This window comes from Streptomyces sp. NRRL B-24484, from assembly GCF_000717715.1.
Taxonomy (GTDB): Bacteria; Actinomycetota; Actinomycetes; order Streptomycetales; family Streptomycetaceae; genus Kitasatospora.
This window is the reverse complement of the sequence record NZ_JOAI01000006.1, coordinates 249,545-271,157: the sequence shown is the minus strand read 5'-3', so window position 1 is coordinate 271,157 and position 21,613 is coordinate 249,545. Positions and strand designations below refer to the sequence as shown.

The 21,613-nt window shown below is 74.5% G+C and carries 14 protein-coding genes and 2 pseudogenes; 4 read left to right on the top strand and 12 right to left on the bottom strand.

Features of this window, described 5'->3' with window-relative positions:
• Window positions 1-11: 11 nt before the first annotated feature.
• The 7 genes from IE98_RS0108495 to IE98_RS0108465 form a co-directional block, all read right to left on the bottom strand.
• A complete protein-coding gene (locus IE98_RS0108495; RefSeq protein ID WP_043173684.1) occupies window positions 12-1,148 on the bottom strand; it encodes a glycosyltransferase in 1,137 nt (378 codons plus the stop codon).
• Window positions 1,145-1,951, bottom strand: coding sequence for a polysaccharide deacetylase family protein (locus IE98_RS0108490; protein ID WP_043173683.1), 807 nt, complete (start codon window positions 1,949-1,951; stop codon window positions 1,145-1,147). Before IE98_RS0108490 ends, IE98_RS0108495 begins: the two co-directional genes overlap by 4 nt.
• Window positions 1,941-3,650, bottom strand: a complete 1,710-nt coding sequence (locus IE98_RS0108485; protein ID WP_052390273.1) for a lipid II flippase MurJ — start codon at window positions 3,648-3,650, stop codon at window positions 1,941-1,943. Before IE98_RS0108485 ends, IE98_RS0108490 begins: the two co-directional genes overlap by 11 nt.
• Window positions 3,647-4,975 carry an O-antigen ligase family protein gene (locus IE98_RS0108480; RefSeq protein WP_078660850.1) on the bottom strand — a complete coding sequence of 443 codons (1,329 nt, stop codon included), beginning with the start codon at window positions 4,973-4,975 and terminating at the stop codon, window positions 3,647-3,649. The genes IE98_RS0108485 and IE98_RS0108480 overlap by 4 nt, the downstream gene beginning before the upstream one ends.
• Window position 4,976: 1 nt before the next feature.
• A complete protein-coding gene (locus IE98_RS0108475) occupies window positions 4,977-6,461 on the bottom strand; it encodes a sugar transferase (protein ID WP_030266722.1) in 1,485 nt (494 codons plus the stop codon).
• A 284-nt stretch (window positions 6,462-6,745) separates the two neighbouring features.
• A complete protein-coding gene (locus tag IE98_RS0108470) occupies window positions 6,746-7,918 on the bottom strand; it encodes a glycosyltransferase family 4 protein (RefSeq protein ID WP_030266719.1) in 1,173 nt (390 codons plus the stop codon).
• 176 nt (window positions 7,919-8,094) lie between these two features.
• Window positions 8,095-8,532: an SRPBCC family protein gene (locus IE98_RS0108465; protein WP_030266717.1), complete on the bottom strand. Its 438-nt coding sequence runs from the start codon at window positions 8,530-8,532 to the stop codon at window positions 8,095-8,097.
• A gap of 126 nt (window positions 8,533-8,658) precedes the next feature.
• Here IE98_RS0108465 and IE98_RS0108460 point away from each other — a divergent pair, with 126 nt between their 5' ends.
• Window positions 8,659-9,552 (top strand): HipA family kinase, encoded by an 894-nt coding sequence (locus IE98_RS0108460; RefSeq protein WP_030266715.1) that lies wholly within the window; start codon window positions 8,659-8,661, stop codon window positions 9,550-9,552.
• 110 nt (window positions 9,553-9,662) lie between these two features.
• On the opposite strand, the gene IE98_RS0108455 is transcribed toward IE98_RS0108460, so the two are convergent.
• The 3 genes and pseudogenes from IE98_RS0108455 to IE98_RS42180 form a co-directional block, all read right to left on the bottom strand.
• A complete protein-coding gene (locus tag IE98_RS0108455; RefSeq protein ID WP_030266713.1) occupies window positions 9,663-10,016 on the bottom strand; it encodes a hypothetical protein in 354 nt (117 codons plus the stop codon).
• Between the two features lie 148 nt (window positions 10,017-10,164).
• The gene (locus IE98_RS0108450) at window positions 10,165-11,652 is read right to left on the bottom strand and encodes a S8 family peptidase (protein WP_030266712.1); all 1,488 of its coding nucleotides are present in this window, start codon (window positions 11,650-11,652) and stop codon (window positions 10,165-10,167) included.
• A 208-nt stretch (window positions 11,653-11,860) separates the two neighbouring features.
• Window positions 11,861-14,676: pseudogene (locus IE98_RS42180) on the bottom strand (glycoside hydrolase family 48 protein).
• Between the two features lie 289 nt (window positions 14,677-14,965).
• Here IE98_RS42180 and IE98_RS42175 point away from each other — a divergent pair.
• Window positions 14,966-16,355, top strand: a pseudogene (locus IE98_RS42175) (cellulase family glycosylhydrolase).
• 157 nt (window positions 16,356-16,512) lie between these two features.
• Here IE98_RS42175 and IE98_RS0108435 read toward each other — a convergent pair.
• Together IE98_RS0108435 and IE98_RS0108430 are read right to left on the bottom strand one after the other, a co-directional pair.
• Window positions 16,513-17,589 (bottom strand): amidohydrolase family protein, encoded by a 1,077-nt coding sequence (locus IE98_RS0108435; protein WP_234443452.1) that lies wholly within the window; start codon window positions 17,587-17,589, stop codon window positions 16,513-16,515.
• Between the two features lie 2 nt (window positions 17,590-17,591).
• Window positions 17,592-18,917, bottom strand: coding sequence for a glutamine synthetase family protein (locus IE98_RS0108430; protein ID WP_030266708.1), 1,326 nt, complete (start codon window positions 18,915-18,917; stop codon window positions 17,592-17,594).
• 195 nt (window positions 18,918-19,112) lie between these two features.
• Between IE98_RS0108430 and IE98_RS0108425 the strand changes: the two genes are divergently transcribed.
• Both IE98_RS0108425 and IE98_RS0108420 read left to right on the top strand, forming a co-directional pair.
• On the top strand, window positions 19,113-19,754 hold the full coding sequence (locus IE98_RS0108425) for a TetR/AcrR family transcriptional regulator (protein WP_030266705.1): 642 nt from the start codon (window positions 19,113-19,115) through the stop codon (window positions 19,752-19,754).
• 40 nt (window positions 19,755-19,794) lie between these two features.
• Window positions 19,795-21,294 (top strand): MFS transporter, encoded by a 1,500-nt coding sequence (locus IE98_RS0108420; protein ID WP_030266704.1) that lies wholly within the window; start codon window positions 19,795-19,797, stop codon window positions 21,292-21,294.
• The last annotated feature ends 319 nt before the right edge of the window (window positions 21,295-21,613 follow it).

The following is a 21,613-nucleotide window of genomic DNA, read 5'->3' as shown; positions in this document are numbered from 1 at the left end:
GTGTCGCGCGTTCAGGCCCGCAGGGCGGCAGGCCTCGGCAGCGCGGTGCGGGCGGGGCCGAGCCGGTCGTAGAGGTCGGCGAGTTCGGCGGCGATCCGCGCGATGTCGTAGTGGTGGACGGCGGGCGGCGGCGGCAGCCGGCCCGGCGGCGCGGCGCGCATCCCGTCCAGGGCCTCGGTGTAGGCCGCGGCGGTGGACGGCAGCCGGCGGGCGCCGGGGGCGGCGTCCGGGCCGAGCGCGTCCAGGGCCGGGCAGGCGGTGCGCAGCACCGGCAGACCGGCCGCCAGCGCCTCCAGCACCGTCAGCCCGAAGGTCTCCTCGGTCGAGGGGGCCGCCAGCACGTCCACGGCGGCGAGCAGTTCGGGGACGTCGTCGCGTTCGCCGGTGAACACCGCGGCCACCCCGGCCCGGGCGGCCCGGGCCTCCAGGGCGGCGCGTTCCGGCCCCTCCCCCACGATCAGCAGCCGGGTGTCCGGGCCGGGCCGGGCGGCCAGTGCGGCCACCGCCTCCACCAGCACGTCGAACCGCTTGCCGGGGACCAGCCGGCCGACCGCGCCGACCGTGAACGCCCGCTCCGGCAGGCCGAGTCGGGCCCGTACGGCGGCCCGGGTGCGGACCGGCACGGCGTACCCGGCGGCGTCGATGCCGTTGGGCAGCAGGTGGACGCGGTGCGGCGGCACGCCCCAGTCGTGCAGGGTCCCGGCGACCTGCCCGGAGACGGCGACCGTCGTCCGGCCGAGGCGTTCGGCGGCCAGGTAGAGCGCCCGGACGCCGCGGCCGGCCGGCCGGCCCTCGATCACCCCGGGGTGCAGCGAGTGCTCGGTCGCCAGCACCGTCCGTACCCCGGCCAGCCGGGCGGCGAGCCGGCCGTACAGCCCGGCCCGGTAGAGGTGGGTGTGCACGGCCTGGTAGCGCCGGCTGCGGATCAGCCGGGTGAGCCGCGGCAGCACCGCGAGGTCGCGGTTGCCGCGCATGTCCAGCTCGTGCACGGCGAAGCCGTCCGCGCGCAGCGCATCGGCGACCGTGCCCGGGTTGGTGAGGGTGGCCACCTCGCAGTGGTGGCGGTCGGGCAGGTGGCGCAGCAGCAGGTGCAGCTGGCGCTCGGCGCCGCCCGCGGCGAGGCCGGTGACCACGTGCAGGACCTTCACCGGACGGCCTCCTGGCGGGCGGCCGGCACCGGGGCTCCGCCGCGCAGGCCGGTCACTGCGTCCCGCCAGTGGTGCCGGCCCTGCTTGGCGAGCAGCCGCAGCGCGCCGTCGCGGTCGCCGACGTAGCAGCGCGGCAGGGCGAACCGGCCGGTGAGCTCGCCGTGCTCGATGGCGCAGGCGTACTGGTACCCGGCGTCGCGGACGGCGTCCGCGGCGGGCCGGTCGACCGCCCCGTACGGGTAGCAGAAGCCGGTGACCGGGCCGCCGACCAGTTGCTCCAGGGCCCGCCGGCTGCCGCGGGCCTGGTCGGCGAGCTCGTCCGCGGACAGGCCGGGCAGCCTGCGGTGGGAGAGCCCGTGCGAGCCGATCTCCCATCCGGCGGCGGCGAGTTCGACCACCTGGTCGACGGTGAGCAGCGGCTTGCGCGGGCCGTCCGGGTCCCAGCCGTTGTGGCCGCCGAGCAGGTCGGGCACCACGTAGGCGCTCGCGGTGAAGCCGTGCCGGCGCAGCACCGGGACGGCGTACCGGGCGAAGTCGGCGTAGCCGTCGTCGAAGGTCAGCCCGACCAGCCGGGCGGCGGCGCCCGCGGCCCGGGCGCGGAGGAGCTCGCGGACGCTCACCCCGCGCCGGCCGCTCCGGGCCAGCCAGGCCATCTGCGCCGCGAACCGCTCCGGGCTGACGGTGAGCAGGTACGGGTCGTGCTCCTCGTGGGTGATCGAGTGGTACATCAGGATCCACGGCGCCGTCCTGGCCGGGTGCGGCTGGGCGGGCACGGCGGGGCCAGGGGCCGGTTCAGCGTCCATGGGGCTTCCTCTCAGCAGCCTGGGTGACCGGGCCCGCGGCCCGGAGGAGGGCGCGCACCGGGCCGCGGACCTCGGGCGCGCCGAGGGCCGTGCCGAGCCCGGCGAAGACGAGCACGACGGTGAGACCGCCGAGCAGGGTGGCCGGCAGCGGCGAGGACGGGCCTGCGGCGGCCACCGCACCGGCCGCGGCGGCGCCGACCGCGGCGGCCAGCAGCCGGGCCTGGCCGCCGAGCACCCGGGGCAGGCGCAGCGCGATGCCGCGCAGCAGCAGGCCGCGGAGGAGCAGCACCGCGGCGGTGGTGATGCCGGCCGCGTTGCCGGCCGCGAGGCCGGGGGCGCCGTACCGCGGGGTGGCGGCGAGTCCGACGCCGGCGGTGACCAGCAGGCCGACGGCCATCGCGGCGACCGGGTACCAGTCCAGCGGCCGCAGCCCGGCCGGCTCCGGGTCGCCGGCCCGGCGGACCACCGGACGCAGCGAGAAGAACGGCCGGACCATCACGCCGATCAGCGCCTGTGCCGGCAGGCCGAAGCTGTAGACCCGGATCACCTCGGCGGTGGCGGCGGTGTCGTGCGCGCCGAACGCGCCGCGCTGGAAGAGCAGCGCGACGACGGAGGGCGCGCAGGCCATCAGGAAGGCGGTACCGAGCAGGACGACCGCGGCGGCCTGGCCGAGGTCCTTCTCCACCCGGTCGCGGGCGGCGGCGAGGTCCCCGGCGGCCAGTGCCCGGGCGACCAGCGGGAAGGTCACCGTGACGATCAGGATGCCCGCCGTCATGGCGAGCTGGGAGACCTTCGCGGCGTAGTTGAGGTGCGAGATGGTGCCCGGCGGCAGGCCCGAGCCGAGGAAGCGCTCGACGAAGACCTGGGCCTGCCGGGTGAGGGTGAAGGCGGCGACGGGCAGCATCGCGAGCGGGATCAGCACCAGGCCGCCGGCGGCCGCGCCGCGGGCCGGGCGGGCCGTCCGCCGGCCGCCGCCGCGCAGCCGCCGGGCGGCGACCAGCAGGAGTCCGGCCATCAGCAGGCTGCCGCAGGTGACGCCGAGGGCGGCGGAGCGGACCCCGAGCAGGGTGTGCCCGCCGAGCAGCACGGCGAGGATGCCCAGGTTGTACGCCACGTAGATGCCGGCCGGGGCGGTGAACCGGTGGTGGGCGCGGAGCATCGAGCAGAGGTAGCCGACCACGCCGAACGGCAGCACGGTCAGGGCGGTGATCCGGGTGCAGGTGACGGCGAGCGCGGGGTCGGCGAGGCCGGGGGCGAGCAGGTGGACCAGCGGGCCGGCGCCGACCGCCGCGGCGAGGGTGAGGGTGCACAGCGCGACCAGCAGCCAGGGCAGCGTGGCGCGCACCAGCTGCCGGACGGGGTCCGGGCCGTGCGGGCGTTCCTCGCGCAGCACCAGGGCCAGGCTGAACGCCGGGACCATCAGGAAGGCCATCGCGTCCTCGATCAGCAGCGGCGCGGCGGTCTCCGGCACCGTCCAGGCGACGAGGAAGGCGTCGGTGCCCCGGGTGGCGCCGAAGTACCGGGCGAGCAGCAGGTCGCGGAGCAGGCCGAGGCCGGAGCCGGCGGCGCTGAGCACCGCGGTCACGCCGAAGGCACGGGCGACGAAGCCGCCGCGCCGGGTCCGGGCGGCGGCGTGCCGCGGGCCCGGGACGGCGGCGCGGGCGGGCCGGGCGGTGGTGGCCGGACGGTCGCCGCTCATCGCGCCTCCGGGTCCGCCGGGCCGGGGAAGGCGGCCCGGGCGGCGAGGCCGAGCACCACCGAGGTCAGCACGGTGGTGGTGCCGCCGATGTCCGCGTACAGGAAGTCGACGAGGATCCACACCAGCAGGGCGAGCGCGGCCAGGGCGCCGCTGCCGCGGGCCCGGCGCAGGCAGCCGGCCAGCAGGGCGAGGAAGAGCGCCGCGTACGCGGTGATGCCCAGCAGGCCCTGCTCGCTGAGCACCAGGAAGTACATGTTGTGCGGCGAGAGCAGCGGTTCGCGCTGGAAGCCGATCGTGGCGTCCTCGGCGTCGCTGCCCGAGGAGAGCCGCAGCGGGGCGTGGCCGTCGCGCAGCTGCTGGAAGGCCTTCGGCCCGGCGCCGGTGGCGGGGTGGTCCTGCCAGATCCGTCCGGCGGTCGCCCACAGGTCGTAGCGGTCGCTGACCGACTGGTCGGGGGCGGCCTGCACCGAGCCGATGCTGCCGAGCCGTTCGGCGACGCCGGAGGCGCCGAGGCCGAATCCGCCGACCAGCACCACCGCGGCGGCCGCGCCGAGCACGGCGCAGCGCAGCGCGAGCCGGGCGTCGGCGCGCAGCATCAGCACGGCGACGGCCGCGGCGCAGGCGATCCAGCTGCCGCGGCTGAAGGAGACGGCGAGCGGGAAGGTCAGCAGCGCGGCCGCGGCGTACAGCGCCCGGCGCAGGGCGGGCCGGCCGCCGGGGCCGCGTTCGCCGAGCGCCAGGGCGAGCGCGGCGAGCAGTCCGAAGCTGACCACGGTGGACATCGCCATGATGTCCAGCGCACCGAAGGTGCCGACGGCGCGGACCGGTTGGCCTGCGTACGAGGCGCCGGTGCGGGTGAGGTACTGCTGCGCGCCGACCGCGCCCTCGGCCAGGGCGGCGGCGACGAAGGCGCCCAGCACCAGCCGGCGGTCGCGGCGGGTACGCAGCGCGCAGGCGACGGCGGCGGGCACCAGGACGAAGATCTGCACCAGCCGGACGAAGCCGGTGGTGCTGGCCTGCGGGTCGATCGAGGCGAGGGTGGCGGCGGCGGCCGCGCAGACCACCGCGCCGAACAGCAGGCAGACCGTGCGGTCCAGCCGGGCCCGGCCGCGCAGCAGGTCGACGGCGGTGAGGGCGACCAGCAGCAGCGAGGCGAGGTCGGCCGGGGTGACGTGGACGGCGGCGGTGACGTCCTTCTCCCCCGTGGGCACGCAGACCAGCAGCACGGTGGCGGCCGCGGCCGCCGCGACGGGCCGGGGCCTCGCGGGCAGCCGCCACCACTGCGGGAACGGTGCGGTGCGGGCGGCCCGGACGCCTGAGGCCATGTCAGCTCCCGTCCGGGTGGAGCATCAGCACGGCGGTGCGGAGCAGGATCTTGGCGTCCTGCCAGAGGCTCCAGCTCTCGATGTAGCGGTTGTCGAACCGGGCCCGGTCCTCGATGGAGGTGTCCCCGCGCAGGCCGTTGACCTGGGAGAGGCCGGTGAGGCCGGCCGGGACGCGGTGCCGGTCCTGGTACTCGGGGTAGGCCTGGCCGAAGCGCATCACGAAGTAGGGGCGTTCGGGGCGGGGGCCGACCAGGCTCATGTCGCCGCGGACGACGTTCCACAGCTGCGGCAGCTCGTCCAGCGAGGTGCGGCGCAGCAGCCGGCCGACGGCACCCATCCGGTGGTCCTGGGAGATGTTCCAGCGGGTGGCCGACTCGTGCTCGTTGCTGGGGCGCAGGGTGCGGAACTTCAGCAGGGTGAAGACCTGGCCGTCCAGGCCGGTGCGCTGCTGGCGGAAGAGCACCCCGGGGCCGGTGTCGCAGCGGACGGCGAGCGCGCAGGCGGCCAGCACCGGTGAGAGCAGCAGCAGGCCGAACCCGGCGGCGGCGATGTCCAGGGCGCGCTTGGCGACCCAGCCGGGGCGGCGGACGGCTGGCCGCTCCAGCGGCAGGCAGGGGAAGCCCCACAGCTGGTCGGTGCCGCGCCGTCCGAGGGCCGCGTACTCGCGCAGCTGCGGCACCACCCAGACCCGGCAGCCGAGCCGGGCGGCGGTGCGCAGGGCGCTGGCGGTGGCCGCGTCGTCGGCGGCGCCCTCGGTGGCGATCACGTGGTGGATCCGCTTGCGGCGGATCTGGCTCTCCAGGGCGTCGTGGCCGCCGAGCAGCCGCAGCGGGGCGTCCGGGGCGAGCAGGACGGGCTGGGAGTCCAGGTAGCCGACCGGCCGCAGCCCGTACTCGCGGTGGTCGAGCAGGACGGCGGCGATCCGCTGGCCGAGCTGGCCGGCGCCGAGCACCAGGGTCGGGCTGGGGCGCCGGCGGCGGGCGCGGCGCAGCAGGGCGTAGGCGGCGGCCCGGCCCAGGCAGGCGAGCAGGGTGAAGGCGGTGAGCAGGCCGGCGAACCTGAACAGCGCCGCCGGGCCGGGGACGAACCGGCCGAGGCAGGCGGCCAGGGTGACCGCGAAGGCGGTGGAGACGGCGGCGCGGCCGGCGAGGGCGGGGAGGTCGTCGAGCGCGGAGACGGTGAGCCGGCTGCGGTAGAGGCCGCCGGCCAGGTTCAGCGGCAGGAGCAGGCCGAGCAGCGCGGCGGCCAGCGGCGGCGGGCCGGGGGCGGTCAGGGCCGCGGCGGCGGCGAGGGCGAGGACGTCGCAGCCGAGGAGTCCGGCCGGGAGGGCGACCCGAGAGCGCAGCGGCCGGCGGTGGCGGCCGACCTGAGGTGCCGGACGCGCCCGGGGACCTGCGGCGGGCCGCTCCAGCAGCTCGGTGCCGAGCCGCCGCCGGGCCGACAGCGGGCCCCCCGGCCGCGGCACGCTCTCGTGGTCAATGGTCATCGGTGCGCGAACTCCCCTGTGGTGTACCCGCGGTCGCGGGGGCGGCCGACCGGCCCGAACCGTGCCCGGTGCCGGGCACGACGAAGTGGACCCTCCGAACAGGTGCGAATCAGGCAAAATCAGACAATAGCGATCGCCGTTGTCACTGCGGCGAGTTGACGTGCCGTGTCATGCCACCTGCTCATTGGTCGGACTGTCGGACGACTCGTACGCGGCGCCCCCGACCCGGCGGCGGCTGCGGACTGGGCAGCGGCCCGCGGGGGCTCCCACGGTCGGATAAACGATCAGAATCCGTGGGGGACACGGGAATCGGGGCGACCGGGCGGACGCCCGGGCAGCACGGCGCGGTACACCGCCTCCACCTGCTCGACCGTGCGGCGGACGTCGTGCCGGTCCGCCACGTGCGCCCTCGCCAGGCCGCCGCGGCGCGCACAGGCGTCCGGATCGGCCAGCTCCTCGACCAGGCGTTCGGCCAGCGCGGCCGCGTCCCCGGGCGGCACCGGCGGCGCGGCACCCCCGGGCGGCAGGCACTCGCGGGCCCCGGGCACGTCGGTCAGCAGCACCGGGCGGGCGGCGGCCATCGCCTCCAGGGGGGCGAGCGCCATGCCCTCCCAGCGGGACGGCAGCACCACCAGGTCCGCGGCGGCCAGCCACGGCCGCGGATCGCCCACCCCGCCGGCCATCAGCACCCGGCGCGGCCCGGGCAGCGCCCGGACCCGCTCGGCCAGGGCGGCCTCGTCCGGCCCACCGCCGACCAGGGCCAGACCGGCGCCGGGCACCGCCCCGGCCACCCGTGGCCAGGCGTCCAGCAGGACGTCCTGGCCCTTCTGGCGGCAGAGCCGGCCCAGGCAGACGGCGAGCGGGGCGTCCGGGTCCAGGCCGGCGCCGGCCAGGCCGAGCGCGGCGCGGGCGGCCCGCCGGTCGGCGGCGCCGGCGGGCCCGTGGTGCTCCAGGTCGACCCCGTTCGGCACCACCCGCCAGGCGGCCGCGATCCCCGCCGCGGCGCCGTCGGCCCGCTCCTGCTCGCTGACGCACAGCAGCGCGTGCGCCCAGCGGGCGGCGTACCGCTCCCAGCGCAGGGTGGCCCGGGCCACCGCGCCCTCGACGGCGGCGAAGGACCAGGCGTGCGGCTGGAAGACCGTGGGGACGGACCCGCGCACCGCCAGCCGGCCGGCCAGTCCGGCCTTGGCACTGTGCAGGTGGAGCACGTCCGGTTCGGCGGCGCGCACGATCCGGCGCAGCCGCCGCACCTCCCCCGCGGTGGCGGGGCCCGGCGCCCGCCCGGCCGGCCAGTCGAGCAGTTCGGCGCCGGCCGCGGCCGCCTCCGTACCGAGCCGCCCGCCGGGCGGACAGGCGAGCAGCACCCGGTGGCCCGCCGCGCGCTGACCGCGGACGAGGTCCACCACCACCCGGGCCACCCCGCCGTCGACCGGCTGCGCGGCATGAAGGATCGTCAGATACACGGCCGCGAGCCTAGGTTGGGCCGAAGCCGGAAAGCCCCGGGATCACCCGTCCCGGGGAGGTGCACCACCCGTACGGCGCGGGCCGTCCGCACGGGTGTGCGCAGGGCCGTACGGCTGCGCGACCGACCGGCGACCGACCGGCGGACGGCCGCCGGGCGGCTGCTCGACGGCTACTCGACCTCGGTGGAGAGCCGGTCGAGAACCGCGCCGTGGATCCGGTTCAAACCCTTGGGGGCGAAGGTGCGCTCGAAGAAGCCGCCGATGCCGGGCGCGCCCTGCCAGGAGGCGTCGACCAGGACCTTGGCGCCCTCACCGGCCGGGGTGACCGTCCAGGTGATCACCATGCTGGAGTTGGCGTCCGTCTCCACCAGGGTCAGCGGGCGCGGCTCCGTCACCGTGAACAGGCAGTCGCGGACCCGCTTCTCGGTGGCCTGCAGCCGCCAGTGCACCTGGGTGCCGGCGCCGGTGCCGCCCGCGCGGACCTCGTACTCGCTGTACTGCTCGGGCAGCAGCCGCGGCCGGACGGTGGCGTAGTCGGCGAGCGCCTCGTACACCCGCTGCGGGGACGCCTGGTAGACCCGCTCGGTGGTGGCCTGGACCTTGCCCATGGGGGCTCTCCTTCACTGGACTTCGCCGCCGCCGCTCGGGGGGCGCCGGCCGAACGCGCCCAAGCCAACCACACCGGCCCCGCCGGACCCGCGACTCACCCCGGGGCCCGGGTTAGGCTTGCCGGTGTGCTCGATCAGGTGACCGCCCTCCGCTACCTCGATCCGCTGCGCGCCGGCGGCTCGGTGCCCGGCGTGGTCGAGACGGACGACCTGGGCACCTACGTGGTCAAGTTCACCGGCGCGGCGCAGGGCGCGAAGGCCCTGGTCGCCGAGGTGATCGTGGGCGAGCTGGCCCGCCGGCTGGGGCTGCGGGTGCCGCCGCTCGTCCTGGTCGACTTCGACCCCGCGGTCGCCGCCCACGAACCGGACACCGAGATCCAGGACATCCTGCGGGGCAGCGCCGGGCTCAACCTCGGCATGGACCTGCTGCCGGGCGCCCGTGACTTCACCCCCGGCGCCCTGCCCGTCGACCCGCTGGAGGCCGGCCGGATCGTCTGGCTGGACGCCCTCACCGGCAACGTCGACCGCACCGTGCACAACCCCAACCTGATGGTCTGGCACCGGCGGCTCTGGCTGATCGACAACGGCGCCGGGCTGATCTTCCATCACCGGTGGTCCGGTGCGGCAGCCTCGGTGCTCAAGCCGTACCCGATGAGTGCGCATGCGCTGGGTGCGTTCCGGCCGGCGGTGGCCGCGGCCGACGAGGAGTTCGCTCCGCGGGTCACCGGGGAGCTGCTGCGCGAGGTGGTCGACCTGGTGCCCGAGCCCTGGCTGGCCGACGAACCCGGCTTCGACTCGCCGCAGGCCGTCCGCGACGCGTACGTGGCGCACCTCGCCGAGCGGGCGGCAGGGTCCGCGGCCTGGCTGCCGACCGAGTTCGCCTCGCCCGAGGAGCTGCGGGCCGCCGAGGAGCGCCGCGCCGCAGCCACCATGGCCGCCCGCCCCGCCTGGCTCAAGCAGGTCCCCAACCGCCACGGCCTCGCCCAGGTCGAATCCGACTGGACCCGCCACATCGGCTGACCCGATCATCCGACGGGGGCACCACCTCCGGGGCGCGACCTCAGGTGGCACCACGCCCCTGGGCGGTGCACCACATCTGCGCAGTTCTCCGTGCCCCTGTTGGCTCACTCTCAATACAAGGGTGGGACCGGTGCGGCGCCGGCGGCGAGGAGGAGGCCCTCGGTGAGGGTGCCGCAGAAGAGGCAGAAGGCCACCAGTGCGGCCCGCTCCAGGGCGTCCAGCCGGCGTACCCGCGGTGTCCACAGCAGGAGTGCCGCCCCGGCCAGGCCGGCGAGCGGGCCGCCGAGCACGAGCAGTCCGGCCCGCAGCCAGTCGCCCGCCCCGGCCGCGGCCGTCCCGCCCACCCCGACGCAGACGCCGACCGCCAGCAGCACCAGCCCCGGCACCGCGACCAGCAGGCTGCCCGCGAGCACCAGCACCGCGCCGGCCCTGCGCCGTCCGTCCGTCCCGGCCGTCCCGGTCATTCCGACCACCCCCCGTCCCGTCGGCCCCCGTACCGAGGGTCGCCGAACACGGCCCTGCCCCGCCTGAGTACGGATACTCGGGCGGGGCAGGGGAGTTCGTCCGTCGTTCAGCCGGCGGAAGCCCGGGACGTCACCGACGTCACGGACGTCACAGGCGCCACCAGTCCGCGGCCTTGTCGGCGTTCACGATGCCCGCGCCGTAGAAACCGTTGGCGTCGCCGGCGCTCTCGCAGACCGCCTTCCAGGCGCCGTCGCCGCTGGGGTCGAAGGTCGCCGGGCAGGAGTGGTCGTCGGCCTGGTGCTGCAGCATGGCGCGGAGCTCGTCCGGGCCGGCCCACGGGTGGGTGGAGGCGAGCAGCGCGGCCACGCCCGCGGCGTGCGGGGAGGCCATCGAGGTGCCCTGCATGTAGGCGTACTTGTTGCCGCGGACGGTGGAGAGGACCCGGCCGTTCTTGTCGGGGGTGTCCGGCAGCTGGTAGCGGGAGTCGCCGCCGGGGGCCGCGACGGTGGCCTTGCCGAGGCCGTAGCTGGAGTAGAAGGACTTGTCGCCCTTGTCACCGACGGAGGTGGTCACCACGATGCCGGGCAGCTCGGTCGGCAGCGAGAGGCAGTTGCCGTCGATCGGCCGCGGGGCGGGGGTGGTGTCGTCGGGGCTGGTGGTGTCGGTGGTCTTGTGGGCGAGGTCGATGTTCTCGTTGCCCGCGGCGGCGACGCTGAGCACGCCGTTGCGCTGCGAGAAGGCGACGGCCCGCCGGACCGCGGTGACGATGGCGGCCTGGTCCGGGTCGTTCTTGCAGTTGAACATCCACGGATCGATGTAGTAGCTGTTGTTGGTCACCTGGAAGTGGTGCTCACCGGCCCACACGAAGCCGCAGACGGCGTACTCGGGGTAGATGAACCCGCCGTCGTCGACGACCTTGACCGCGGCGAGGCGGACGTTCGGGGCGATGCCCTCGATGCCCTTGCCGTTCTTGGCGGCGGCGATGGTGCCGGCCACGTGGGTGCCGTGGTCGCTGGAGGTGGGCTGCCAGGACTGCCAGGAGGTGTCGGCCTTGCCGCCGTTGATGCAGGAGGCGGAGAGCGAGGCGTCGACGTTGGGCGCGAGGTCCTCGTGGGTGGCGTCGATGCCGGAGTCCAGGACGCCGACGACGACCCGGCGGCTGCCGAGGGTCTTCTGGTGGGCCTTGTCGACCCCGATCTTCCGCATGTCCCACTGGTTCGCCCAGAGCGGCTCGGAGCCGTCGGCGGGCGCGGCGGCGGGGACGGCGGCCGGTTCGGCCACCTCCACGTCGTTGCTCTGGACGATGCCGGCGGTGCGGCTGGCACCCACCGACTCGACGGTCTTCGAGGAGCGCAGCTTGGCGGCGAAGTCCTTGTCGGTGGAGCGGGCGACGACCACGCCGATCTGCTCGTAGGAGACGACCACGGTGCCGCCCAGGGCGGTGATCTCCCGCTCGGCCTTCTTCACCTGGCCGTGGTTGGCCTTGGTGTTCACCACGTAGCTGAGCAGTGGGCCGGGCGCGTCCGCGGCGCCGGCCGCGGCGGCGGTCCCCGTGGGCAGCGCGATCGCGCCCGCGGTGGCGAGGGCGAGGCCCAGCGCCGCCGTCCTGGTCCGGCGTATCCGAGGAACACTCATAGGGGTTGACCCTCCGGAGTCTCGAAGTGTGCCCCGCTGGTGGCGGTGGCACGTGAGGTGGACCGGACGCTATTGAACGCGCGCGGTGATCCGCAAGACCACCGACACGAAATGCGCACAACAGCGGTGCCCGACCCGCTGTCAGTCGGGCCGGGCACCTGTCCTGTTTGTCCGTCAGGTCGCGCCGGGGTCGAACCCCGTGCCGCCGTCAGGAGTTGAAGAGCTCCCCGTAGGTCGCGAGGGCGGTCGCGATGTCCGCCTGCGCCCAGAAGCGGTGGTACGTGAAGGTCGGCGCGGCGCCGCCGTCCAGGTAGGACTGGACCTTGGCGAAGGCCGGGTCGTTCTTGTAGAAGGAGCGGATCGAGAGGAAGGTGGACGCCGAGTTGATCGGGTCGCCGTTGGGCATGGTGCCCGTCCAGCCGGACGGGACGGAGACCGAGTCCTTGAACCGGCTGTAGTCCGTGCGGGTCTCCGGGACGGAGATGCCCAGCGCGTCCTGGTTGTTGGCCCACATCCCGTCCAGCAGCTTCTGCGCGGCGGTCTTCGCCGCGGCGTTGCCGGACTTCGCCGCGTAGTAGGACAGCAGCTTGGCGTACGAGCCCGCCACGCCGACGTCACTGGTCTGGTCGACGACGGTCACGTGCAGCGAGGCGTTGCTGCCCGGCGCGCTCGCGTTCCAGGTGTCCGGCTTGCCCGTCCAGGCCAGCGTGGACGGGATCTTGAAGCTGCCGTCGCTGTTGAAGGTGGTGTTCGCCAGCGCCCAGGTGACCCACTTGTCGAGCACGGCCTTGGCCTTGGTGTCGCCGCTCGCGTAGTAGTACTCGGCGAGCCGCTCCACGCCCCAGGCCTGGAAGCCGAACCACTGGTTGGACGGCGGGTCGTGGTAGACCGGCGCCTCGTCGTAGTACATCCCGTAGAAGGTCGGGGTGCCGGACGGCGGGGTGGCGTAGGCGCCGTCCCAGCTGTTGGTGGCACCGCCCGCGATGGCGCCCTCGCTGGACTGCAGCCACTGCAGGAACTCGACCTGGCGGCCCAGGCTGGTCGTCCAGTCGGTCTTGCCGGTGGCCGACTTGGGCGCCATGGCGGTGTTGTTCACCAGGGCGTACGCGGCCATCGGGTTCTGGTAGCCGCCGTGCGCGGCGCTGTCGCCGATGCGCCAGGCCCAGCCGGCGCTGCTGTCGGTGGCGCCGCCCCAGGCGTAGTACCAGGACAGCAGGTAGTGCTCGCTGGTCTTGCCGGAGCCGGCCGCGCACACGGTCGGGCCGACGCAGTTCCCGATCTTCTTGAAGTACTTGTCGAAGAACGAGTAGCGCAGGTAGTCGCCCATCTTGCCGGCCTTGGCCACGGCGGTCGCGACCTGCGAGCCGTTGCCCTGGGCCTTGGCCCAGGTGTCCGCCCAGTAGGCGGCCTGGATGGCGCGGGCGTCGGCGTCCGGGGCGTCGGTGAACTTCCACTGCTTGGCGTAGGACGTGTCCTTGATGAACAGGTCCAGGTAGCCGTTCTTGCCGCCGTAGGCGAACTTGTCGCAGGTGGGCTGCGGGATCGTCTCCCAGACCGACTCCTGCGGGCCGCGCTGGTAGGTGTTGATGTAGGACGGTCCGGTGTCGGTCGGGCCGGCCTCGCACTTGCCGGGCGAGTTGCCGTAGCCGTACACGTTGTCCACGTCCTGCAGCCAGTGCATGCCGTAGATGTCGTCGGTGCCGTAGGCGGACTTCAGCTCCGCGGCGATCGGGTCGTTGCCCGGGGTCACCGAACTGTCCATCTGCGACGGGTAGTCGCTGGGCAGCGGGTGCTCGGGGGCGTAGGTCGCCGGCTTGCTCGCGTTGTAGAAGCTGTTCGTCGGCTGGTCGGCGTGCGTGGGGATCATGTACGTCTCCATGAGCGTCCACGCCGCGTTGAACTTCGACCAGTCCTTCGTCACCCGGCCGTACTGCGCCTCCAGCCACAGCAGGTAGCTGTAGGCCTCGGAGGTGGTCTCGTGGCCCTGGTCCGGCGCCTCGACCAGCAGGGTCTCCACCGAGTGGTAGGGGATGCCCTCGGGCGAGAAATAGCCGTTCGCCGGTGCCTTGATCTTGTTGTACAGCTGCAGGAAGCGGTCGTCGTAGACGCCCGTCCCGGCGGCGAGTTCGGTCACCGTGACCACCGAGCCGGTGTAGCCGGTGGCGGTCGAGGTGAAGTTCGCCGAGCCGGTGGAGCCCGCGTCGGCCGCCAGGGTGACGGTCTGCGCGGTGGACCAGTTCGACGGGGTGAAGGTGAGCGTCGCACCGGAGCTGATGGAGAGCCCGGTGTTGCCCGAGGTGCGGGTGGTGGTGACGGTGACGTTGCCGCTGGGCTGCGAGGACAGCTTCAGGGCGAAGGTGCCCGTCTTGCCCTGGGTCACCGACAGGGTGGTGGGCACCGCGGTGATCGACGGACCGGCGGCGACGGTGATGCCGGCCGGGGTCGACTCGCTGGTCGCGCCGAGGCTGTCGTACGCCTTGGCGTAGACGGAGTGGCTGCCGGAGGCGGCACCCGTCCAGCTGAAGGTGTACGGCGCGGTGGTGGCGGTGCCGATCAGCGTGGTGTTGTCGTAGAACTCCACCTTGCTGATCGACGCGCCGTCCGCCGCGGCGGCACTGGCGGCCAGCGGGATCGCCGCGCCGGCGGCGTAGTTCGCACCCGCCGAGGGGCTGGTGAGCGCGACCGTGGGGGCGGCGTGCCGGCCGCCCAGGCCGGGTTGGTGACGGTGACGTTCTTGCCGGACTGCGACCAGGTGCCGTTCCAGCCGGTGCCGGACAGCGTCTGGTTGCCGGTGTAGGCGTAGGTCAGGTTCCAGCCGTTGATCGCATCGGCGCCCTTGTTGCTGATCTTCACGTTGGCCGTGAAGCCGGAGCCCCAGTCGTTGGTGCTGTAGTCGACGGAGCACTGCAGGACGGCGGCCGCGGCGGGGTTCGCGACCATGGTGGTGAGGCCGGCCGCGAGCACGGCGAGCGCCACACCGAGCGTGGACACACGGGTGGTGCGGGAGATGGCGGGGGGTGACATCACGGCTCCTGAAGGTGGGGGAGATCGACGGCGAGGCGGCGATGCACGGCTCTCGCTTCAGTGCGCGGATCTGTGGGAGCGCTCCCAAGAATGGTGACGCGTTACAGCCATGTCAAGAGATTGCGCAGCCGGGAGGCTTGGCAACTCCCGTACCGCTGGCTATGTTTCAGCCCGGGCCTGTGGGAGCGCGCCCATGAAGCACTCTCGTCGAGGAGTGGACATGTCCCTCCGCACCACCGCCCTGGCACTGGGGTCCGCGCTGGTCGCGACCGCCGCCGCAGGGCTCGCCATGGTCGGCCCCGGCACCGCCGCGGCCGCCACCACCGCCTGCACGGTCGACTACACGACCAACGACTGGGGCTCCGGCTTCACCGCCAATGTGAAGATCAAAGTCCGGCAAGAACGTCACCGTCACCAACCCGGCCTGGGCGGCCGGCATCGGCGCCGGGCAGTCCGTCACCGCCGGCGCCAACTTCTCGTACAGCGGCAGCAACGCGGCCCCCACCTCGTTCGCGCTGAACGGACTCGCCTGCACCGGCACCGGCCCCACCCCGTCCGGCTCGGCCAGCGCCTCGGCCTCGCCCTCGCCCTCGCCCTCCGCGAGTGCCTCCGCCTCCCCCAGCAGCTCGGCCTCGCCGAGCAGTTCGTCCTCGCCCACCGGCAGCACCGGCGCCCCGGCCCTGCACGTCTCGGGCACCTCGCTGGTGAACGAGTCCGGCACGGCCGTCACCCTGCACGGCGTCAACCGCTCGGGCACCGAGTTCATGTGCGTCCAGGGCTACGGCTTCTTCGACGGCCCGGTCGACTCCGCGGCCATCGCGGCGATCAAGAGCTGGCACGCCAACGCCGTCCGCGTCCCGCTCAACGAGGACTGCTGGATCGGCACCAGCAACGTCAAGCCCGAGTACGCCGGCGCCAGCTACCGCTCGGCGATCAAGGGTTGGGTGGACGCCCTGCGCAACGCGGGGCTCACCCCGATCGTCGAGATGCACTGGAGCCGCGGCCAGTACACCGGCAACTCCTCCGGCTGCGCGGACGTCAACGCCACCTGCCAGAAGCCGATGCCCGGCGCCAACGCGGTGCCGTTCTGGAGCTCGGTCGCGGACACCTTCAAGGACACCGACCAGGTGGTCTTCGACCTGTTCAACGAGCCCTACCCGGACCGCTCGGAGTCCTCGACCACCCAGGGCTGGCTCTGCTGGCGCGACGGCGGCAGCGCCTGCCCCGGCATCCCGTACCAGGTCAGCGGTTTCCAGACGCTGGTGGACACCGTCCGGGCCACCGGCGCCAAGAACGTCATCATGCTCGGCGGTCTCGCCTACTCCAACGACCTCGGCCAGTGGCTCACCTACCGGCCGACCGATCCGACCGGCAACCTCGCCGCGGCCTGGCACGTGTACAACTTCAACACCTGCTCCAGCACGTCCTGCTTCGACTCCACGCTGGCCCCGGTGGCTGCCAAGGTCCCGCTGGTCGTCGGCGAGATCGGCGAGAACACCTGCAGCCACGGCTTCATCGACCAGGTGATGGCCTGGCTGGACGCCCGCAAGCTCGGCTACCTCGGCTGGACCTGGAACACCTGGGACTGCAGCTCCGGCCCCTCGCTGATCAGCAACTACGACGGCACCGCGACCAACTTCGGCGCGGGCCTGCGGGACCACTTCCGCGCGATCGGCTGACGCCGGGGCACCGGGTGCCCCCCTGGGGGCGCGGGGAACTGCGCGATTCGACGGTGGCGCACCGGACAGATCAGGGCCGACCCCTGGTTCGTTGCGGCACCCGCCCCCGGACTGCGCAGATCCCCGTGCCCTGGGTGGTCGACCTGGGTGGTGTCCTTCAGATTCCGTACAGGCGGCGGGCGTTGGCCGATCCCAGCGCCTCGCTGATGCGCAGGACGTCCGCCGGGGTGCAGTCGCCGGCGGTCTGCCAGCCGTCCAGCACGGTGGCGAGCGCCCGGCGGACCTGTGCCGTTCCGACCGGGTAGAGCTCGGGCAGTCCGTAGGCGTCGGTGGAGGCCAGCACCTTGCCGAAGGGGGCCAGTTCGAGCACCTCTGCGAGCACCGCGGCAGCCCGCGGCCCGGTGTAGGAGAGGGTCAGCCCCACGTCGGCGTACACGTGCGGGTAGGCCTGGGCGAGCCAGGCGGCCTGCCGGTGGTAGGGGTACCCGTGCAGCAGGACGAGCGGGACGCCGTCCGGCTCGACCGCGCGGACGAAGTCCACCAGCAGGGCCGGGTCGGCCCGGTGCAACTTCAGGTCGGGGTCGCCGAAGCCGGTGTGCAGTTGGATCGGCAGTCCGAGGCCGACGGCCGTCCACAGCAGGTGGCGCAGCAGCACGGGGTCGGTGATCCGGCCGGGCGGCCGGGCCCCCGCGGCCCGGACCACCTCGGAGCGGGCGGGCGGCCCGCCCGGGATGTCCAGGCCGGCACGGTAGGCGAGCACCGACTTCACCGCCACGGCCCCGGCGCAGGCCTCGGCCAGTGCCTCCGCGACCGCGTCCGGCCACTGCGCCGCGGGCGCCCGGACCTCGGCGGCCACCGCCTCCAGCCGCACCACCTCGTGCAGCCGGGCTCCGGCGAGTGCGGCGAGGTCGGCGGGCGGCAGCAGCGGGCGTCCGCCGGCTTCGGTGAGGCCAGTGTCGACCAGCAGGTCGGTGAGGCCCGCGCCGGCGAGCATCCGGGCGGTGGTCTCCGCGGCGCCGGTCTCCCGGCGGGCCGCCAGGTAGTCGGCGGGTTCGGCGAGTGCGGGCAGTCCGAGCAGGGGTGGGCACCAGCGGCGGAGGGCGAGGCCGATCGCGCTGTCGAAGGGCGAGGTGCCGGGGGCGGGCGGCCGGTCGGACTCGGTGACGAGCGCGCCTAGGGCCGCCTCGTCGAGGTCCTCGGCGACGACGCTGTGGCAGTGGTGGTCGACCAGCACGGTCAGTACCGCCAGCGGGTGGCGTCGACCAGGTGCTGGGCGTCGAGCCCGCCGTAGCGGGCGATCTCGGCCTCCCGGACGTCGAGCACCGCGCGGTAGAGCTCCTCCCCCAGGGCGGTGCGCAGCGGGGCGCAGGCGCGGAGGGCGGAGAGGGCGGCGGCGGGGCCGTGCGGCAGCCGTTCGGTGCCGGGCTCGTGGGCCGGGTCGCCGGGCACCTCGGGCGGCAGCTTCAGGCCGGCGGTGAGTCCGGCGAGTCCGGCGGCGAGCGTGCCGCCGACCGCGAGGTAGGGGTTGGCGGCGGCGTCGAAGCACTTCACCTCGGCGTTGGCCTGGTCGGGTGCGGAGCCGGTGATCAGTCGCAGGGCGGCCTCCCGGTTCTCCAGGCCCCAGCAGCGGTAGGGGCCGGACCAGCGGCCGGGCACCAGCCGCAGGTGGCTGGTGGGGCCGGGGGCGCCGAGCGGCAGCAGGGCGGGCAGTTCCTCCAGGATCCCGGCGAGGAAGGCCGCGGCCTTTTCGGTGAGGCCGTGCGGGCCGGGGCCGCCGGCGTGCAGGTTCCGGCCGTCCTGCCAGAGGCTGAGGTGCAGGTGGCAGCCGTTGCCGACGCCGTCCGGCGCGACCACCGGGGCGAAGGAGGCGCGCAGTCCGTGCCGGGCGGAGACCGCGCGGACGGTCTGCCGGACGAGCAGGGAGGTGTCGGCGGCGCGGACGGGGGTGTCCGCGGCGACGGAGACCTCGAACTGGCCGGGCGTGTACTCGGGGTGGATCTGCTGCACGGCGAGCTGCTGCGCCTCCAGGGCGCGCAGCACGTCCAGCAGGTAGTCGGAGCGCTCGACCAGCCGGTCCATGCCGTAGGCGGAGCCGCCCTCCGGTGCGCCGTCCCGGTCGACGATCCATTCGATCTCGAAGGCGGCCCGCACGTCGAGCCCGCGGGCGGCGAGCGCCTGCTCGGTGCGGCGGGCGAACCAGCGCTGGCAGCCGGGGTGGGGTGCGCCGTCCTGGCGGCGGCGGTCGACGGGGGCCCAGGCCCAGCCGGGCTGGGCGGCGAGCGGCACCAGGGCGTCGAGGTCGGGGACGAGGCGGAGGTCGCCGACGGGGCCGCCGCCGGGGGCCATCGAGTCGTCGGCGAGGAAGGAGTCGAAGCAGGGCGAGGCGCCGATGCCGTGGCGGACGGCGTGCGGCAGCCGGGCGACCGGCACCGCCTTCGTCCGGGTGATGCCGGCGTTGTCGACCCAGCCGAGGGCGACGGCGTCCACCCCGGCTCCGGCGAGTTCCGCGGCGGCCTGCTCGGCCCGTTCGACCGTTTCGTCCCTCGTGTGCGCGCTGCCCATGCGCCCATGCTGCCGTCCGGGGCGGCCGCGGCGGGGGATCGCCCCGCGGCGGGGGCTGCCCGGGAGGGTGAAACCGGCCAACTACGCGAATGTGTCGCAGGTCACACCGGGTGGGGAATTTCCGGGGACCGACTCCCCGTTTAACCCCGTGTCCGCACAAACGGGGAACGAGTCCCCGGAAGGGAAGGGAGTCCGATGACCACGGTCAGCGCCAAGCCGGCGGGCCAGCGGCTCCGTGCGGACGCCGAACGCAACCGGGCGAGGATCATCACCGCCGCCCGCGAGGCGATCGTGGAGCACGGCGCGGAGGCCCCGCTCGACGAGATCGCCCGCCGGGCCGGGGTCGGCAACGCCACGCTCTACCGTAACTTCTCCGACCGGCGCGAGCTCCTGCACCACGTCACCCTCTCGGTGCTGACCAGGGTGCTGGAGCACGCGGAGGCCGGACTCGCCGAGCCGGACGCCTTCGAGGGCCTGTCCCGGTTCACGCACGCGGCCGCGGACGAGCGCATCGGCGCACTCTGCCCGATGGTCTCCGACCACATCGACCACGACGACCCCGAGCTGGAGCGGGCCCTGCTGCAGCTCAAGGCCGCCGCCGCCGAGCTCATCGCCCGCGTCCACGCGAGCGGGCAGCTGCGCGCCGACATCGGAGTCGGCGACTACTTCCTCGGCGTCACCCAGCTCACCCGCCCGCTCCCGGGCACCGGCTGCCTCGACCTCGACCAGTTCGTCCACCGCCACCTGCAGGTCTTCCTGGACGGCCTGCGGGCGCCGGCGGCCTCCGCACTTCCCGGCCGCGCCGCGTCCTTCGAGGACCTCAAGCGCGCCGACTGACCGACCCGACCGCACGCAACGCACGTTAGTGGGTACCCCCATGTCCGAATCCGGCCTCCAGGCCGACCCGCGCCGCTGGAAGGCACTCGCCTTCATCGGCCTGGCCCAGCTGATGGTCGTCCTCGACGCGACCGTTGTGAACATCGCCCTGCCCTCCGCCCAGCACGACCTCGGCATCTCCGACGGCAACCGCCAGTGGGTGATCACCGCCTACGCGCTGGCCTTCGGCGGACTGCTGCTGTTCGGTGGCCGGATCGCCGACCTGTGGGGCCGCAAGCGGACCTTCACCATCGGTCTGGCCGGCTTCGCGCTGGCTTCCGCGCTCGGCGGCGCCGCCGTCAACACCCCGATGCTGCTCGGCGCCCGCGCCCTCCAGGGCGTCTTCGGCGCCCTGCTCGCCCCGGCCGCGCTCTCGCTGCTCGCGGTGATGTTCACCGAGGCCAAGGAGCGCGCCAAGGCCTTCGGCATCTACGGCGCCATCGCCGGCGGTGGCGGTGCGATCGGCCTGATCCTCGGCGGTCTGCTCACCGAGTACCTGAACTGGCGCTGGACCTTCTACGTCAACATCCCGTTCGCCGTGGTCGCGATCCTCGGCGCGGTGATGGTGATCCGCGAGCCCGTCGGCAGCCGCAACCGCAACAAGCTGGACATCCCCGGCGTGCTGCTGGTCACCTCCGGCCTGGTCTCCCTGGTGTACGCCTTCACCCGCGCCGAGTCGGACGGCTGGAGCGCCGGCATCACCGTCGGCCTGTTCGTCGCCGCCGCCGTGCTGCTGGGCGCGTTCGCCGTGGTCGAGAGCAAGGTCTCCGCGCCGCTGCTGCCGCTGCGCGTCGTCACCGAGCGCAACCGCGGCGGTGTCTACCTGTCGCTCGGCCTCGCCGTGATCGGCATGTTCGGCCTGTTCCTCTTCCTCACCTACTACCTGCAGGTGGTGCTCGGCTACAGCCCGGTCACCAGCGGCCTGGCCTTCCTGCCGATGGTGGCGGGCATGATCACCGGCTCCACCCAGATCGGCGCCCGGCTGATGACCCGCGTCCCGCCGCGCTACCTGATGGTGCCCGGCTTCCTGGTCGCCTCGCTGGGCATGCTGATCCTCACCCAGATCGACGTGAACAGCTCCTACCCGGCACTGATCCTGCCCGGCCTGATCCTGATGGGCCTCGGCATGGGCACCGCGTTCATGCCGGCGATGAGCCTGGCCACGCACGGCGTCGAGCCGCGCGACGCCGGTGTCGCCTCGGCGATGGTCAACACCTCCCAGCAGGTCGGCGGCGCCATCGGCACCGCGCTGCTGAACACCATCGCGGCCAGCGCCACCACCGCGTACCTGACCTCGCACGCCAAGGACGGCTCGCCGCAGCAGCTGCTCCAGTTGCAGGGCATGGTGCACGGCTTCTCGACGGCGATCTGGTGGTCCTTCGGCATCCTGGTGGTCGCCGCCACGGCCGCCGCCGTCCTGATCAACACCGGCCGTCCCGAGGTCCACGCGACCGCCGAGGGCGCGGCCGAGGTGGACGCCGTCCCCGTGATGGCGCACTGACCCCACCCCTCACCGCAGCGGCCCGCCGGGTTCTCCCGGCGGGCCGCTGCGCGTTCCCCGCTCCTCGCCGACCCGCGCGGCACTCTTCCTACTGGGCGGTAACTCCGCTACAGTGACCGGCACGCACCAGCGCCGGGCCTCGGGAGCCGCACCGGCGTGGTCGGCGCCGCGGCATTCGCGCGGACGCCCCGGTGCGTGGTCTCCGGCCCTCGCGGCCGTCTTCTCCCTGCAGCAGTTCAGCGCCGCCTGTCCTTCTTCTCAGCGCGCCTGAGCACTTCGGCACACCCGCGGCACGACCGGAGCGGACCGGTCCGTGCAC